Source organism: Halosolutus amylolyticus, assembly GCF_023566055.1.
Lineage (GTDB): Archaea > Halobacteriota > Halobacteria > Halobacteriales > Natrialbaceae > Halosolutus > Halosolutus amylolyticus.
In genome coordinates this window covers 450,458-466,262 of record NZ_JALIQP010000002.1, presented here as the reverse complement: position 1 = coordinate 466,262, position 15,805 = coordinate 450,458, and the positions used below count along the sequence as shown (strand labels likewise).

Here is a 15,805-nt window from a genome sequence, read left to right as displayed (position 1 = left end):
CGATCTATTGCTCATCGAATGCCGGCGGTACACTGATACTACCGGCTAGTGGACTGTGCCGTACGCGATCTCGATACTGATGTCGATGGTGACGACCCTGCTCACGCTCGTAGCCCGTCGATCGGCGATCGTCGCTCGACCGCGGATCGGTCGCATCGATAGCGTCCGGCCCGCGGACAGTGCTGGAATCGACGACCGGACGGCCCGGGCTGCACCGCGGGAACGACGCGTATGACGGACGCGACGTCGGTCAGTCTCGGCGGCGAGACGGTGAAGGCGACGATCGCGAAGTTCACGATGGCCGTGATCGGATTCGTCGGAACCGTCGTCTTCGCGCGAGTACTCGGCCCGACCGGGTTCGGCGGATTCTACCTGCTATTTTCGCTCGTGAAGCTCGGCGATCGGGCGGTCAACGGCTGGGGAACGGCGGTCATGAAGCGGTTTTCGGAGGCGGGGGCCCCGGAGCGGGAGTTGATCGGCGGCCAGTTCGCGTTCACGTTCGGCTGGCTCGTCCTGACGGGAGCGGCCGCCGTCTTCGCTTCGGGCTGGCTCGTCTCCTACACCGGACTCCCCGAGGCGCCGGTCCTGTTCGTCGTGCTGATGGCTTCGGTCACGCTCTACGAGCCGATCGACCGAGTCGTCCAGGCTCGCGGGCTCATCGGCGCCTCGATGTGGATCGACACGGTCCGATCGCTGCTGACGTTCCCGATTCAGTTGGCGCTCGTTCTCCTCGGGCTGGGTGCCGCCGGCATGGCCTACGGGCTCGCCGCGGCGACGTTCCTGTCGGTGCCGATGCTCTGGTACTTCGTTCGCGTACGACCGACGACTCCGAGCCGCGAGACGCTGTCGAGCCTCTGGTCGTACGCGAAGTACAGCATCCCGAACTCGTTTCTGGGTCAGGCCTACGATCGGTTCGACATCCTTCTGCTCGGATTCCTGCTGGCTCCCGCCGCGGCCGGGCGGTACGAGGTCGCCCTGAAGCTCACGGTGCCGGCGACGTTCGTGATGCTGGCCGCCCAGAGCGGGCTGATGGCCCGCGTCAGCCGCCTCCACAGCCAGGGCAAAGGCGTCAGCGACGACGTCTCCAACACGGTCGCGTTCTCGAGCATCGTGGCGATTCCGATGCTGTTCGGCGCCCTCGCGATGCCCGAGGTGCTCGTCGTGACCGCGTTCGGCCCGGAGTACGCCGACGCCGCGTCGCTGCTCGTCGGCCTCGCGCTGTTTCAGGTCGCGAACACCCAGAGCGGGCCGCTCACGAGCGCGATCGGCGGGATCGATCGCCCGGAGATCAACACCCGGATCTCGGCGGTGACGCTCTCTCTCAACGTCGTCCTCGGCGTCGCGCTGACGCTCGCGTTCGGCGCGATCGGGGTCGTCATCGCGACGGTGATCGCGGAGACGCTCCGGTACGTCCTCTCGGCCCGCGTCGTCAAACGAGAGTTGCCGGACGTCGTGTTGCTCCCACGGACGCTCGGAGAGCAGGTCGCGGCGTCGGTGCTGATGTTCGTCGTCGTCTTCTCGCTGGTGCGAACGATCGCGATCGACCAGTGGTACGTGCTACTCGGCGTCGTCGCGGTCGGCGCGGCGGTTTACTCGCTCGTGCTGGTCGCGATCAGCCGAAAGCTCCGGGTGACGATCAGCGGAATCGTCGGTAGTTTCGGCGTCGAACAGTGACCGCTCGGCTCGATTACCCGGTGTCGATCGGTTCGAACGGCGTCCCGGGTCCGGTACGCAACTCCGAGTCGCGATCAGTCGCCCGTCACCGGATCGCGCGCCCAGAACTCGCTGTCTTTCTTCAGTTTGGGGACCCAGGTATCGTCCGTCTTCGAGAGAAGTGCGACGCGGGAGGCGGGGACCTCCTTGAGTTCGGTGAACTCCGGCATGTACTCTCGGACGCCCTCGGCGAACTCGACGACCGTCTCGTGGTCGGGCATCGACGATCGATCGAGTCGGCCCCGGGAGTGGCCGACGTGCATGTAGGCCTTGAGTTCGATGAAGTCGGGGTCGGCCTGCTGGTAGAAACCGGCGTACCAGTCGGGGTGGTGCATGTTCTCGCCCTCGACGAGCGTGGTCCGGAGGACGGTCCGGGTCTCGTCTTTCTCCCGGAGGACAGCCATCGTCTCGAGGAGGTTCTCCCAGGCGTCGTCCTCCATCGCGCCGACGACCTCGTCGAACGTGTGGCGCTCGGGCGCGTCGACGCTGACGTACAGCTGGGTGGGATCGCACTCCCGGAGCACTTCGGGCCGGGTGCCGTTCGAAACGAGGAACGTGGTGATGTCCCGATCGTGGAACGCCTCGATGAGTTCGGGCAGGTAGGGGTACAGCGACGGTTCGCCGTCGAGGGAGATGGCGACGTGGCGGGGTTCCATCGCCTGCTCGAAGACCTCGCGGGGGACCTCGTCGTTCCCACCGAAGCCCGACAGGAGCTTCTTCTGGAGGTCGATCGAGGCGTCGACGACGGCCTCGGGGTCGTCCCACTCGACGTCGTCCATCTCGTAGGCGTGGCCCTGGTGGTCGCGCCAGCAGAAGACGCAGCGCTCGTTGCACTTGACCACGGGCGTCATCTGGATACAGCGGTGGGACTCGATTCCGTACCAGATGTTCTTGTAGCACTTGCCCTCGCCGCGCATGGCGTTCGCCGTCCAGCCGCAGGTCTGGGCGGCCGTGTGGTTCTCGCTGTGGTAGTCCGGGCTCGAGACCTGCGCCGGTCCGCCGGTATCGCCGCCGGTTCCGGCGTCGGCGCTCGCTCCGTCGCCCCCGGGATTCGCGGAGTCGCTCATGTTGGCGGTCGTTGGACGGGCGTGATGAAAAGGCGTGTGGTGTGTGCGGTTCGAGCGAACGAATCACTTCTGGTGGGGAAGCTGCCCCGGTTCCGGCGGGTCGTCGTCCTCCGTCGCGATCTCCCGCTCGAAGGTGTACAGTACCGGACCCGTATTGGCGGTGAGGATGACGCCGGTCATCGGCGCGGCCGGGACGAACAGGTACAGCCCGAACCCGATCGCGACGGAGCCCGCCGCGATCGCAGCCCACAGCCGGGGCCGTCCCATCTCGACCCGCGTCGCGTCCCGGTAGACGTACGCGAAGACGCCGATCGTCGCCGCGAGGCCGAGAAGTGCGATCGCGGATGACGGTACTGGTCCCATACGTCCCGGTTCGGGTGCCAGCGCAAAAGCGTTCCGCGTGCGGACGCTCGACTGCCGATGACATGACTACGTCCGTCTGAGAACGACGTGAAGCGAGTGGGATTCGTCCATCGCACGCAGGTCGTCGAACGAGTCCCACGGGAGCTGGATCTCGTACCACATCGGGCCCTCGAGGTCCGTCACGGCGACGATTTCGAGGTCGGATTCGGCCAGCGTGTCGAGTAGCCCTTCGAACGTCTCGTCGTCCAATCGTGACCGATGGAGTTCGAAGAAAATCACCAGCGGCTGGTCCGACTCGAGGACGGCAGGCATTCCCCGGAAGACCTGTGCTTCGTACCCCTCGACGTCCATCCGGACCACGTTGATCGACTCCGGTTGGACGTCGTGCTCGTCGAGGAGTGTCGAGACCGTCTTCTGCGGGACGTCTATCTGGCGTTCGATCGGGTGAGTCCGGACAAAGGCGTCCTCGTCGACGTGTGATTTGTTACTCAACGGTAATATATTGAACGTGACCGTACCGTCGCTGTCCCCCACAGCCACGCGTTCGACGTCGATCCGGTCGCCGTAGCCGTTGTACTCGATCGATTTCGACAGGAGGTCGACGTTTCTCGGATCGGGTTCGAACGCGAGTATCCGACCGCGGTCACCGAGCACGTGCGCCTCCAGCAGCGCGTAGTACCCGATGTTTGCCCCGATTTCCAGCACGGTCACGGTCGAGTCGACTCGCTCTTTGAGCCGTTCGAGTTCCGACTCGAAGATACTGGCCGACAGTTCTTCACGGCCACCGTACATGAGCAACTCCTGTGAGATACCGGCCATCGACGGATCGAGAACCATGTCGCTGCCGTTGATTTCGCGCACCACGAGTTCGGTGTCGCCCCTCCAGGAGAGATACTCCGTGTACGCGTTCCAGTCGAGGAGTCCGCCCGTGAGGCCGCCGAGCAGTGGCCCCACTTCCCCGCGACGGAGCCAGCGCTCGACCTTTCGCCGATTGGTGTCGACCCAGGGCTTGACGTCCGATGGATCACTGACGGCCCGGTTCACCTTCGCGATGATATCCGCCATAGATGCGGTATCGACGCCGGATCGTTTGAAGATATTTCAACTCATGTGGTTAGTCATCGATTCGTGTCAGTACTAGAATTCTAGACGATGCCGACAGCGCGTCCCGGTGGCGCGACTTCGCGACCCGATAACGCAATCGTGCGCCTCGCTGGAGCGGTTTCGTCTTCGAACGTCCCTCTCATACGGTTTACTGTTAGTCATTTCCGGCGCAACTGCGATCCGGGCGGCGGTTGCGCCGGTAACTCGTTACAGCAATCCGTCTCAGAAGATGCTATTCCGACCCGCGGACCCGATCGAGAACCGCCAGCGTCCCGTCGGCGTGGGGCCGATCGAGTATCTCGCCGGCCGCCGCTTTCGCGGCCTCGTCGGCGTTCGCGACCGCGAAACTCCGCCCGACGCGCTCGAACGTCGAGACGTCGTTGACGGAGTCACCGATCGCCACGCACTCTTCGAGGTCGATTCCGACGCGATCGGCGATCGTCTCGACGCCGTCGCCCTTGTTCGGGCTGGCGTCTTTCACGTGGTAGGCGTAGCCGGTGTCGACCACCTCGAGACCGTGGGCGGCGGCGATCTCGCGGAGGGGGCCGATCGGCTGCTCCAGATTGACGGCGACCTCGGTCTCGCGCCACCGGTTGACGGTATCCTCTTCGCCCCAGCCCGGCGAGTAGCCCTGCGCGCGGTACTCTTCGACGACGGCCTGGGCTGCCTCGCGATCGGCGGTGAAGAAGACGTCGTCGCCGGTGTAGACGACGCCGCCGTTCTCGGCGACGACGAGTTCCGGCACGCCGACGAAGTGACAGAGCGCGACGGGATAGGGGAACGCCTTCCCGGTGGCGATGACGACGGGGGCGTCCCACTCGCGGATCGGGTCGAAGACGCGCGGGTCGAGTCCCCACCGATCGGGGCGGGTGAGCGTCCCGTCGATGTCGAGCACGAGCGGCGGATCAGCGGTCATAGCCGTCAGTCGGGGAGCCGTCGCCTAAAGCGATCGGGTCGACGCCGTCGCTGTGGCTCTCCGGTGCAAAACGTGGGCCCCGGCGCTGTGGGTATCGCGTGCAAAACGGAGCGTCGGTGAAGGGAGAGCCGGCGATCAGAACCACGGCACCCAGACGGTGGTGGCGAAGACGCCCGCGGCGTACAGGATCGCGATCAGGAGCGTTCCGAAGACGATCGCCGCGGCCGGCGGGTCCCAGTGAGTGTCGCCGTGGGCGTAGAAGATCCGCTGGAACAGTTCGGCGAAGAGTGCACAGATCACGCCGAAGACGAGGCCGACGATCAGCGCGACTTCCATGCCTGTGCCGGCGAGGACGGCGCTACTGTCGTACGCCACCGGAGCCCCCTCCGCGATTCCGCTGTCGGAGCCGGCCCAGACGGCGAGTGCGGCCGTGCCGGCGGGCAGCGTGATGTGGTGGGTCACCGGGATCTGTTCGACGCCGCAGTTGAGGAAGACGAGCGTCGCGGCGCTGATCCCGAAGCCGATGAACGCGCTCCCGGTGACGATCGACGCGTAGGCACCGACGATCCCGGCCGAAAGGCCGATCATCGCGACGTGGCCCCACCTGTACTGGTGGGGAAGCCACGGTTCGACCGCGAAGCGGCCGGTCCGGGCGGCAGCGGCGTCGACCGCTGACGCTTCGGTCTCCCCACCGTCAGTCACGAGTTCGCCGCCGTCGGTCGCGGGGCGGCGCTCCTCGCGCTCGAAGGGCGTCATGTCGAGGAGTCCCGAGCCACGGACCGTGCCGATGACGCTGTAGCCGAGGATGAGCCGGTGGAACAGCGCCGAGAGGACGACGCCCATCGCGATCGGGTCGTACGGCATCGCCAGTTCCGCCGACGCGGTCTGGAGCCAGTAGCCGAGGATCCCGAACGCGCCGCCGACGGCGAGCACGTCGGGCTTGGTCCCGAGCGCGAAGGCGATGTTCTTCGCCTCGTGATAGTCGAAGTCGGTATCCATGTAGCCCCGCCGTGCGGCGTAGGCGGTCGCGGCGACACCGCCGGCGAAAGAGATCGCCGGCGAAAACGGCGGGCCAAAGGCGACGCTACCCGTGATCGCGCCGGAGCCCTCGACGCCGGTGATCGCCGCCGCTTCGCCGGCGATCACCACGAAGCCGGTGAAGATGAACGCCGGGAGCGGCCCGAGCGCCGCCCCGAACGCGCCACCGCCGAAGGCGGCGATGAGCTCTGCGAGGTCGAGCAACGCGTCGATCATTCCCCTCCACCGTCCGTTGCCCAGTCACGCGATCGGTCGATCGCGTCGCTCCAGCGGCTGTACTTCTCGTCGGCCTCGCTCCGGTCCATCTCGGGTTCGAACTCGGCGTCGACCTGCCAGTTGTCGCGCAGGCTGTCCACGTCGCTCCAGTAGCCGACGGCCAGCCCGGCCGCGTAGGCGGAGCCGAGCGCCGTCGTCTCGTCGACGACGGGGCGGACGATGTCCGAGCCGATGATGTCGGACTGGAGCTGGCAGAGGTAATTGTTCTTGACGGCACCGCCGTCGACCTTCAAGCTCGTCATCTCGATGCCCGAGTCCGCTTCCATGGCCTCGGCGACGTCGCGCGTCTGGTAGGCGATCGACTCCAGGGTCGCGCGGACGACGTGCTCCTTGCGGGTGCCGCGAGTCATCCCGACGATGGTGCCGCGTGCGCGCTGGTCCCAGTGAGGGGCTCCGAGGCCGGTGAAGGCGGGAACGACGTAGACGCCGTCGGTCGAGTCGACGCTGCGGGCGAGTTCGGCCGTCTCCGCGGGATCGTCGATCAGCGTCATGTCCTCGAGCCACTCGATCGCCGCGCCGGTGATGAAGATCGAGCCTTCGAGGGCGTACTGGACGTCCTCGCCGGACTTCTGGAAGCCGATCGTCGTCAGGAGGCCGTGGTCGCTCTCGACGGCCTCGTTGCCGGTGTTCATCAGGAAGAACGACCCCGTCCCGTAGGTGTTCTTCGCGTCGCCGGCGTCGAAACAGGTCTGGCCGAACAGGGCCGCCTGCTGGTCTCCGAGCGCGCCCGCGACGGGCACCTCGGCCTCGAGGAAGCCCTCGGGATCGGTCGTCCCGTAGGTCTCGTCGTCGCTGGACGGCCGGACCTCGGGCAGCATCTCCCCGGGAACCGAGAACTCCTCCAGGAGGTCGTCGTCCCACTCGAGGTCGTGGATGTTGTACAGCATCGTGCGCGACGCGTTCGTGACCTCGGTGATGTGGTTGCCCGTGAGGTTGTAGATGAGCCACGTGTCGATCGTGCCGAACAGGACCTCGCCCTTCTCTGCGCGGTCGCGGATGTCTTCCGGCCGCGATCGCTCGAGTTTGATCGGGTCGGCGTTGTCGAGCAGCCACTCGGCCTTGGTCGCCGAGAAGTACGCGTCGGCCTCCAGCCCGGTCTTCTCGCGGATGGTCCCGACCATGCCGTCCTCCTCGAGTTGCTCGACCCGGTCCGTGGTTCGGCGGTCCTGCCAGACGATGGCGTTGTGGACCGGTTTGCCCGAGTCTGCGTCCCACAGGAGCGTGGTTTCGCGCTGGTTCGTCACACCCAGTGCCTCGAGCTGGTCGGGACTGATGCCCGCCTGCCCGAGCGCGGTCGTGATGACGCGTTTCGTGTTCTCCCAGATCTCCATCGGGTCGTGTTCGACCCAGCCGGGTTCCGGGTAGATCTGTTCGTGTTTCTCGTACGCGTTGGCGACGACCTGGCCCGCGTGGTCGAAAACGATGAATCGCGTCCCGGTCGTCCCCTGGTCTACTGCGCCGACGTATGTATTGTCAGTCACTTCTGGTCACCCTCGTGAACTCCCACGCGACGTCTTTACTGTCGGTCGCGTGCTATTGGTAAACAGTAACGACGATCATTATAAATGTTACCGATCCTCTAGCACAGGATTTATAATATTTATTATGTATTGGGCGCGTATTCGAGCGCTACGAGCGGATTCAGTGTCGATCGGGAAAACTGGACCGGATCGCCTCTCTCATCCCGAGTTTCCGTCGTGGCGGACTGGTCGCAATACTTGCAGTTCGTTATGGGCGTTAGGCGAGCGCCGATAAAATAAAGACGGAGGGCCCCTAGGTGGGAGTGAAGGGATGGCACATGACACCGAGGTCCTCGTTCTCGGCGGCGGTTCCACGGGCTGTGGCATCGCCAGGGATCTGGCGATGCGCGGGCTCGAGGTCACGCTCGTCGAACGGGGCAATCTGACAGGCGGCACGACTGGCCGGATGCACGGCCTCCTCCACAGCGGGGGACGGTACGCCGTCTCGGATCAGGCAAGCGCGAAAGAGTGTATCGAGGAAAACGAGGTCCTTCGGGAGATCGCCGGCCACTGCGTCGAGATGACCGGCGGCCTGTTCGTCCAGCGTCCGGAGGACCCCGACGACTACTTCCGGGAGAAACTCGAGGGCTGTCGCGAGTGTAACATTCCCGCGCGGGTCCTCTCGGGACGGGAGGCCCGCGAGGTCGAACCCTACCTCGCGAAGGACGTCGAGCGCGCGATCGAGGTCCCCGACGGCGCGGTCGACCCGTTTCGTCTGTGCGTGGCGAACGCGATCGACGCCGAGGTCCACGGCGCACGCATCGAGACCCACGCCGAGGTGGTCGACCTGCTACGCGACGGCGACGACATCTACGGCGTGAAAGTACGCCACACCTCCGGGCCGGGGAAGCGAAACCACGCGGCACCCGGCACGACCGAGGAGATAACCGCCGATTACGTCGTCAACGCGACGGGTGCGTGGGCGGGCCAGATCGGCGCGATGGCGGATCTCGACGTCGAGGTTCGCCCCTCCAAGGGCGTCATGACGATCATGAACGTCCGGCAGGTCGACACCGTAATCAACCGCTGCCGGCCGAAAGGCGACGCCGACATCGTCGTCCCCCACGAGACGACGGCCATCCTCGGGACGACCGACGAGGAGGTGGAGGATCCCGACGACTACCCCGAGGAACGGTGGGAGGTCGACCAGATGATCGACACCCTCTCGGAACTCGTCCCGATCCTGCAGGAGGCCCGGACGATCCGCTCGTTCTGGGGCGTCCGGCCGCTGTACGAACCGCCGGGGACCGGCACGGAGGACCCGACGGACATCACGCGGGATTTCTTCCTGCTCGATCACGACGAGCGCGACGGCGTCGCGGGGATGACCAGTATCGTCGGCGGGAAGTTCACCACGTATCGAATGATGGCCGAGGGGATCTCCGATCACGTCTGCGAGAAACTCGGCGTTACCGCGACGTGTGCCACCGCCGAGGAACCCCTCCCCGGGAGCGAGGACCTCTCGATCTTGGAGGAGGGGATGGACGACTTCGGCCTCCGATCGCCGATCGCCCGGCGGAGCAAGCAACGGCTGGGAAGCCGCGCGGCGGACGTGCTCGACACCGACGCGGCGAACCCGGTAATCTGCCAGTGCGAGGGTGTCACGCGCGCGGAGATCCAGGACGCGATCGACCAGTCCGGCTCCGACCTGAACGCGGTCCGGATCCGGACGCGCGCCTCGATGGGGAACTGCCAGGGCGGCTTCTGCTGTCAGAACATGGCCAACGAACTCCACCCCGAGTACGACGAGCCGACGGTCCGGGACGCGCTCGACGAACTCTTCGAAGAGCGCTGGAAGGGCGAGCGCCACGCCCTCTGGGGCGAACAGCTCTCCCAGGCGATGCTCAACTACGCCCTGCACGCGACGACGATGAACCGTGACAAGGACCCCGCCAGCGCGGACGGGTCGATCGAGTACGACGCGTTCGACGGCGGCCGTCAGCGGGCGGAACCCCGCACCGACGGAGGGCAGTGAGATGGCGATCGAAGACGACGTCCTCGTGATCGGCGGCGGCGTTGCGGGCGCGACGGCGGCGCTGGCCGCGGCCGACCGCGACGCACGGGTGCGGCTGGTCACCTACAAGCAGAGCACCCTCCGCCACGCCAGCGGCCTGGTCGATATCCTCGGCTACACGCCGGACGGCGACGGGCCGCTGGTCGATCCGTTCGACGCGCTTGCCGACCTCCCCGAGGGCCATCCCTACGAACGCGTCGGCGCGGAGACGGTTCGCGACGCGCTGTCGTTCTTCGACGACGTCGCGGGTGAGGCGTACGCCGGCGGGCACACGGACGCGAACGCGCTCGTCCCGACCCACGGCGGCACCGTCAAGCCGACCGCTCGCTACCCGGTCTCGACCGCCGCCGGGCTGGCGAGCGATCCGCGAGACGCGCTGCTGGTCGGGTTCGAGACGCTGCCCGACTTCGAGGCGCCGCTGGCTGCGGCCCACCTCGAGGCCGCGGGCGCGCCGTTCGAGACCCGCGGCGTGACGCTCTCGTTCCCCGGCATTCGACGGGACGACGCGAAGGTGACGCGGTACGCCCACCTGCTCGACCAGGACGAGACGGTCGAGACGGCTGCCGGGACGACGACCGCCCGCGAGGCGCTCGCGGACGCGGTTCGTGCACACCTCGACGGTGAGCCGCGGGTCGGTTTCCCCGCCGTCCTCGGCGACGAACACGCGGACGCGGTCCGGGCCGACCTCGCGGACGCGATCGGTGCCGACGTGTTCGAGGTGCCGATGGGGCCGCCGAGCCTCCCGGGGATGCGCCTCGAGGACCTGCTGTACGACGCGCTCGAGAACGCGGGCGTGGCGGTCACGTCGGGCGTGCCCGTGATCGACTACGAGACGGACGGGAACGGTCGGATCGACCACGTCGTCGTCGACCGCCACGGGGCGGAGATTCCCCACCGCGCCGACCAGTACGTGCTCGCGACGGGCGGACTCGTCGGCAAGGGCGTCCGCTCGGAGCGCGAACGGGTGTTCGAACCGATCTTCGACTGCCACGTCGAACACGCCGACGATCGCTACGACTGGTTCGTCGACGACGTCTTCGGCGACCAGCCCTACGCGCAGTTCGGACTCGCCGCCGATCGTGACCTCCGACCGCTCGACGCGGACGACGAACCCGAGTTCGCGAACCTGCGCGCGGCGGGCGCGGTGCTCGGCGGTTACGACTACGCTGCTGAGAAGTCCGGCGCCGGCGTCTCGCTCGCGACGGGCTACGCGGCCGGCCGGCGTGCCGGTGCGGAGGACGGTGACTGACGATGAGCGAGACGACCGTGACGACTGACGAGACGACCGACCCGATCGATCCGGAGCAGAGTCGACTGATTCAGGTGATTCGATGAGCGACGCAGAACGGCCGACGGACGACCACGTACCGGGCGACGACGAGTTCGAACCGATCCAGGTGTTCCCCGAGGCCGAGGAGATGGACCTGCGGCCGGGGGCGGACAACTGCTACAAGTGCTCGACCTGCGACACGAACTGCCCCGTCGCCGAAGTCGACGACGAGTTCCCGGGGCCGAAGTTCCAGGGGCCAGAGCAGTGGCGACTCAAGCGCCAGGACGACCACGACATCGACGATTCGGTGATGAAGTGTTCGAACTGCATGCGCTGTGACAGCGCCTGCCCCTCGGAGGTCCCCCTGTCGCAGATGCACAACACGGCCCGGGGCGAGTACGTCGACGAACACATGAGCAAATTCTCCCGGGAGTACCTCCGGAACCGGATGCTCGCGAACTACCGTCGACTCGCGCCGCTGGCGGCGACGTTCCCGCGCACGGCCAACTTCGTGATGGGCCTCTCCGTCACCAAGTGGATGGGCGAGAAACTGCTCGGCGTCACGGGCGAGCGGGAGTTCCCCGACTTCGCCACCGAGACCTTCCGCGAGTGGTGGGCGAAGCGAGGTGGCAACGCCACCTCGAAAAAGCGAGCGCAGGAAGCGCGAGCAAAGCGCGGCGGAGCGCAGGTCGAAAACCCCGACAAGCGCATCGCCTACTTCCACGGCTGTTACTCGAACTACAACACCCCCGAGGTCGCGAAGGCGCTCGTGCGCGTCTACGAGCACTTCGGCTACGAGATCATGGTCCCCGAACAGTCCTGTTCCGGGACGCCGATGTTCGCGAACGGGATGTTAGACGACGCCCGCCGCGCGGCCGAGACGAACGTCCGCGAACTCGGGGCCGCGATCGAAGACGGCGCGGACGTCGTCGCCTCCTGTAGCTCCTGCTCGATGTCGCTCCGCCAGGAGTATCCCGAACTGTTCGACTTCGAGGGGACCGAGACGCTCGCGGAAAACACGTGGGACGCCGTCGAGTACCTCCGCGTCCACGAGGACCTAGAGCGTGCGCTCGAGGGGACGTCCGTCGAGGACGAGAACTTCGCATACCACGCCCCGTGTCACTCGCGCAACCAGGGCCTGGACGGCCAGACGATCGAGATCATGGACCGCATCGACGGCGTCGACGCCGAAGACGTCGGCGACTCCTGTTCGGGAATCTCCGGCACGTACGGCTGGAAGGCGGAGAATTACGAAACATCCATGAAAATCGGGGCGGAAATGTTCGAGCACATGGAAGACGCCGACGCAGAGACCGGCCTCACGGAGTGTCCGACCTGCTCGATGCAGATGGAACACGGTACGGGCTACGAGATCACGCACACGCTCGAAGTGCTCGAGGACGCCCTCGTCGGAGCTGGGACGCAGGAATGAACCTGCAGGAACGGATCGTTCGCCGACGGTCCGCACACCAGGGTCGGGACGTCGTCGTCGATCGGGACCACCTCAGTCCGGTCGTCCACCGCTCGGAACCGATCGGGCGCGGCCCCGTTCTCGAGCAACTGCTGGACGAACTCGAACCGGTGTTCGACGGCGACCTCCCGGAACCGGTCGCAGTGGTCGGCCCGGCGGGTGCCGGCACGTCCGCGATCGTGACCGCGCTCTTCGACGCGATGAACGACCGACTCGGCGAATCGTCGCGCACGATCGGCACGACGACGCGGGCCGGCAGCCCCGGTCCGGTGACGTGGTTCGTCTACGCCGACGCGCGCCGCGTCGACAGCCCCTTCGCCTTCTACCGGGCCGTCCTCTCGGTCGTCTCGAGCGAGCCCGTCCCCGAGAGCGGCGTCGGCACGGACGAACTCCTCGAACGGCTCTGTGATCGTCTCTCCCGACCCGATCGGCGGGCGGTCGTCGCGATCGACCACCACGACGAACCGGAGACGCTCGGCTACGAGCGGGTCCGCGAACTGCTCGAACCGGCGGGCGACAGCGTCTCGACGCTGGCCGTCGGCCAGACCGAACCGGACGACTGGCAGGGTCCGACCGTCACGGTGCCGGCTTACCGCCACCACGAACTGGTCGACGTCGTCACCGATCGCGCCTCGACCGGACTGGCCGCGGGCGCGCTCGATCACGAGTCGATTCGCGACCTGGCCGTCTGGGCCGACGGGAACGCCCACGACGCGCTCGCGGCGCTGTTCGGTGCCGCCGTACTCGCGAGCGAGGAGGAAGACGACCGGATCGAACAGCGCCACCTCGAGACGGCGAAAGCCGACGTCCCCGAAAACGGCGTCCACGTCGATCGGGCGCTCGCGCTCTCGGAGACCCGCCAGCGGGTCCTGCTCGATCTCGTCACCGTCGACTCGGCCGGCCGGTCGATCCGCGAGGTCGCGGCCGAAATCGCCGACCGATCCTCGCTGACGGCGGGCACCGTCAAACGCTTCCTCTACGAACTCGCCGATCGCGGCGTGATCGAGCGCGTCCCGCTCCCCTCGAGCGGGAGCGGTCGCCGCCCCAGCACGGTCGAACCGCGATTTCCGACGATCGCGTTCCGATCGCTCGGGCCGGCAGCAGACGATTCGGCGTAGTTTTCCCGCTGGTTCCGCTGGAGAGACGACCAGGACGTGAGATTTTCCACGGCAACTCTCGCAGTCGGTGTCGGTCAGTTGTCGTCAGTACCCGACGTGCGGTACCAGGACGGCCGTCTTCGAACTCTCAAAACCGATTCATCACCAGCGCTTATGATGATTGAATCAGGTAGATACATACAGGGTGATCAGATGAGTTCGACCGACGATACGGCTACCGAGGAGGAGTACGGGGAGGCCGAAATCAACGATCGCGGCCGGCTGACGATTCCGAAAGAGCTCCGAGACGACCTCCACATCGAGGGCGGGACGACGTTTACCGTCGTTCGAGAGGGACGCGACATCCGTCTCGTCCGTCACCTCCCCGAACTGCAGACGCTCTCCACCGGCAAATCACGAGACGACTGGGGCGAAAAGGCGTTCCGTGATGCGGGGGAAGCGACGTTCGGAGGGCGGTAAATGCGGGTCCTTCCCGATCTCAATGCGCTCGCTATCCAGCTGATCGACGACCATCCGGGGCATCCGTACATCGCCGACCACCTCGTGCCTGCCCTGCAGGGGGAACGGACGCTCCTGATGTTCGGGTACCTCCCGCTTCGCGTCCAGTGGGTGCTGGAGGATCTCGACGTTCCGACGGTCGATGCGCGGAACGCCGTGAGTTCGCTGCTCCAGTATCCGATGGAACCCGTCGACGTGACACCGCAGACCATCCTCGACGCCTACGAGATTAGCGCCGCAAAGAATCACGACGTCTACGACTGCTTTTACGTCGCCGTCGCGCGGGAGGCGGATGCCGACGTGCTCCTTACCACCGATCGGGATTTCGAGACGCTGTGTGCGGACGAACCGTTCGAGTACCGGAATCCCGTACCCGACGAGATTCTCTCCGAGTTTCACGCGGTATCCGAGTGACGACGGGCGGTTCTAGTACTCCAGATCGTCCGTGTACCGATCGACGACCAGCACGGCGACGATCCCGACGAGCGCGGCCAGCACCGCGGCTCCCGGCGAGTTCGCCGTCGTGTCGCCGAGGTTCGTGGAGACCTCCGTCACGGGAAGCCGGAGCGCGCCGACCATCAGGCTCACGAGGAAGGCGAGCGTCGCGGCCCGGTACCGATCGAGCGCGCGACTGACCGCGTGGGCCATCGTGAACAGGCCGATGGCCGCCCCGACGCCGAAGACCGCGACGATAGTCCCCGCCTCGATCACCGGCGTCAGCGACCCGCCGTTCGCCAGGCCGACGATCCCGTCGACGAACCGGCTCAGCGTCCCGGTCATGTACTCGTACTGCCCGAGGACCAGCAGGAAGAACGCGCCCGAGACGCCCGGGAGCACCATCGCACAGATCGCGACCGCACCGGCGAGAAGGAGCATCGGTAACCCGTGTGGGGCATCGCCCGCCGTGACGCCCGTCACCGCCGCCGCGATCGCGATCCCGGCGATCGAGACGGCCACTCGCGGGGCGGTCCAGGTTTCGACCTCGCCGTAGAGGACGATCGCCGACGCCGCGATGAGTCCGAAGAAGAAGCCGTAGGTCGGGACGGGATACACCGTCACCGCCTCGTGCATGAGCTGCGAGAGCACCACGATCGCCGTCGCGATGCCGAGCCCCAGCGCGATCAGGAACGGTGCGTCGATACGCTCGATTTCCTCCCGGAGAGCCGCCCTGCCATCCGGTTCGTGGAGGCGGAGGATCGAATCGAAGCGGCGCGGGTCGATCGCCGTGATCGCGGCGATCAGTCGATCGTAGATGCCGACGATGAGCGCGATCGTCGCCCCGGAAACGCCCGGAACGACGTCCGCAGACCCCATCGAGAATCCCTTGAGGTAGACGGCGAGAAGTTCCCGCATCGCTCGTTGGTATTCCGAATGCCGGTAAAAGCCTTCTCACTTTCGGATCGCGCGGCCGTCAGTCGATTCGTGATCGTTCCGTCG

Annotated in this window: 14 protein-coding genes; 7 read left to right on the top strand and 7 right to left on the bottom strand. The window is 66.5% G+C overall.

The window, feature by feature from the left end; translation table 11 throughout:
• Positions 1–231 precede the first annotated feature (231 nt).
• A complete protein-coding gene (locus MUN73_RS08680; RefSeq protein WP_250140066.1) occupies positions 232–1,674 on the top strand; it encodes a lipopolysaccharide biosynthesis protein in 1,443 nt (480 codons plus the stop codon).
• A gap of 74 nt (positions 1,675–1,748) precedes the next feature.
• Here the strand turns inward: MUN73_RS08680 and twy1 are convergent, their stop codons facing one another.
• The 6 genes from twy1 to glpK form a co-directional block, all read right to left on the bottom strand.
• Positions 1,749–2,780 carry a 4-demethylwyosine synthase TYW1 gene (twy1, locus tag MUN73_RS08675; protein WP_250140065.1) on the bottom strand — a complete coding sequence of 344 codons (1,032 nt, stop codon included), beginning with the start codon at positions 2,778–2,780 and terminating at the stop codon, positions 1,749–1,751.
• Positions 2,781–2,843: 63 nt separating this feature from the next.
• The gene (locus MUN73_RS08670; protein ID WP_250140064.1) at positions 2,844–3,143 is read right to left on the bottom strand and encodes a hypothetical protein; all 300 of its coding nucleotides are present in this window, start codon (positions 3,141–3,143) and stop codon (positions 2,844–2,846) included.
• Positions 3,144–3,209: 66 nt separating this feature from the next.
• Entirely contained in the window at positions 3,210–4,208 is a 999-nt protein-coding gene (locus MUN73_RS08665) for an FkbM family methyltransferase (RefSeq protein WP_250140063.1), read from the bottom strand.
• 271 nt (positions 4,209–4,479) lie between these two features.
• Complete coding sequence (locus tag MUN73_RS08660) at positions 4,480–5,163, bottom strand: HAD-IIB family hydrolase (RefSeq protein ID WP_250140062.1); 684 nt, start codon at positions 5,161–5,163, stop codon at positions 4,480–4,482.
• Positions 5,164–5,298: 135 nt separating this feature from the next.
• Complete coding sequence (locus tag MUN73_RS08655) at positions 5,299–6,417, bottom strand: DUF7973 family transport facilitator (RefSeq protein ID WP_250140061.1); 1,119 nt, start codon at positions 6,415–6,417, stop codon at positions 5,299–5,301.
• A complete protein-coding gene (gene glpK / locus MUN73_RS08650) occupies positions 6,414–7,958 on the bottom strand; it encodes a glycerol kinase GlpK (RefSeq protein WP_250140060.1) in 1,545 nt (514 codons plus the stop codon). Before glpK ends, MUN73_RS08655 begins: the two co-directional genes overlap by 4 nt.
• 310 nt (positions 7,959–8,268) lie before the next feature.
• On the opposite strand from glpK, the gene glpA reads away from it, so the two are divergent.
• From glpA to MUN73_RS08620, 6 genes are all read left to right on the top strand, one after another.
• Complete coding sequence (glpA, locus tag MUN73_RS08645; RefSeq protein ID WP_250140059.1) at positions 8,269–9,972, top strand: anaerobic glycerol-3-phosphate dehydrogenase subunit GlpA; 1,704 nt, start codon at positions 8,269–8,271, stop codon at positions 9,970–9,972.
• Position 9,973: 1 nt separating this feature from the next.
• Complete coding sequence (gene glpB, locus MUN73_RS08640; protein ID WP_250140058.1) at positions 9,974–11,260, top strand: glycerol-3-phosphate dehydrogenase subunit GlpB; 1,287 nt, start codon at positions 9,974–9,976, stop codon at positions 11,258–11,260.
• 82 nt (positions 11,261–11,342) lie between these two features.
• Positions 11,343–12,713, top strand: coding sequence for an anaerobic glycerol-3-phosphate dehydrogenase subunit C (locus MUN73_RS08635; protein ID WP_250140057.1), 1,371 nt, complete (start codon positions 11,343–11,345; stop codon positions 12,711–12,713).
• Positions 12,710–13,870 carry a Cdc6/Cdc18 family protein gene (locus tag MUN73_RS08630; RefSeq protein WP_250140056.1) on the top strand — a complete coding sequence of 387 codons (1,161 nt, stop codon included), beginning with the start codon at positions 12,710–12,712 and terminating at the stop codon, positions 13,868–13,870. Before MUN73_RS08635 ends, MUN73_RS08630 begins: the two co-directional genes overlap by 4 nt.
• Before the next feature lie 192 nt (positions 13,871–14,062).
• The gene (locus tag MUN73_RS08625) at positions 14,063–14,329 is read left to right on the top strand and encodes an AbrB/MazE/SpoVT family DNA-binding domain-containing protein (protein WP_250140055.1); all 267 of its coding nucleotides are present in this window, start codon (positions 14,063–14,065) and stop codon (positions 14,327–14,329) included.
• Positions 14,330–14,782 (top strand): type II toxin-antitoxin system VapC family toxin, encoded by a 453-nt coding sequence (locus MUN73_RS08620; RefSeq protein ID WP_250140054.1) that lies wholly within the window; start codon positions 14,330–14,332, stop codon positions 14,780–14,782.
• 12 nt (positions 14,783–14,794) lie between these two features.
• On the opposite strand, the gene MUN73_RS08615 is transcribed toward MUN73_RS08620, so the two are convergent.
• The gene (locus tag MUN73_RS08615; protein WP_250140053.1) at positions 14,795–15,721 is read right to left on the bottom strand and encodes a DUF368 domain-containing protein; all 927 of its coding nucleotides are present in this window, start codon (positions 15,719–15,721) and stop codon (positions 14,795–14,797) included.
• Positions 15,722–15,805: the final 84 nt, after the last annotated feature.

Bases quoted from the DNA above. Each gene is read 5' to 3' on its own strand.
- MUN73_RS08680 (WP_250140066.1), top strand. From the start codon at position 232: ATGACGGACGCGACGTCGGTCAGTCTCGGCGGCGAGACGGTGAAGGCG.
- glpA (WP_250140059.1), top strand. From the start codon at position 8,269: ATGGCACATGACACCGAGGTCCTCGTTCTCGGCGGCGGTTCCACGGGC.
- MUN73_RS08615 (WP_250140053.1), bottom strand. From the start codon at position 15,721: ATGCGGGAACTTCTCGCCGTCTACCTCAAGGGATTCTCGATGGGGTCT.
- MUN73_RS08655 (WP_250140061.1), bottom strand. From the start codon at position 6,417: ATGATCGACGCGTTGCTCGACCTCGCAGAGCTCATCGCCGCCTTCGGC.
- MUN73_RS08630 (WP_250140056.1), top strand. From the start codon at position 12,710: ATGAACCTGCAGGAACGGATCGTTCGCCGACGGTCCGCACACCAGGGT.
- MUN73_RS08660 (WP_250140062.1), bottom strand. From the start codon at position 5,163: ATGACCGCTGATCCGCCGCTCGTGCTCGACATCGACGGGACGCTCACC.
- MUN73_RS08670 (WP_250140064.1), bottom strand. From the start codon at position 3,143: ATGGGACCAGTACCGTCATCCGCGATCGCACTTCTCGGCCTCGCGGCG.
- glpB (WP_250140058.1), top strand. From the start codon at position 9,974: ATGGCGATCGAAGACGACGTCCTCGTGATCGGCGGCGGCGTTGCGGGC.
- twy1 (WP_250140065.1), bottom strand. From the start codon at position 2,780: ATGAGCGACTCCGCGAATCCCGGGGGCGACGGAGCGAGCGCCGACGCC.
- MUN73_RS08665 (WP_250140063.1), bottom strand. From the start codon at position 4,208: ATGGCGGATATCATCGCGAAGGTGAACCGGGCCGTCAGTGATCCATCG.
- MUN73_RS08620 (WP_250140054.1), top strand. From the start codon at position 14,330: ATGCGGGTCCTTCCCGATCTCAATGCGCTCGCTATCCAGCTGATCGAC.
- MUN73_RS08625 (WP_250140055.1), top strand. From the start codon at position 14,063: ATGAGTTCGACCGACGATACGGCTACCGAGGAGGAGTACGGGGAGGCC.
- MUN73_RS08635 (WP_250140057.1), top strand. From the start codon at position 11,343: ATGAGCGACGCAGAACGGCCGACGGACGACCACGTACCGGGCGACGAC.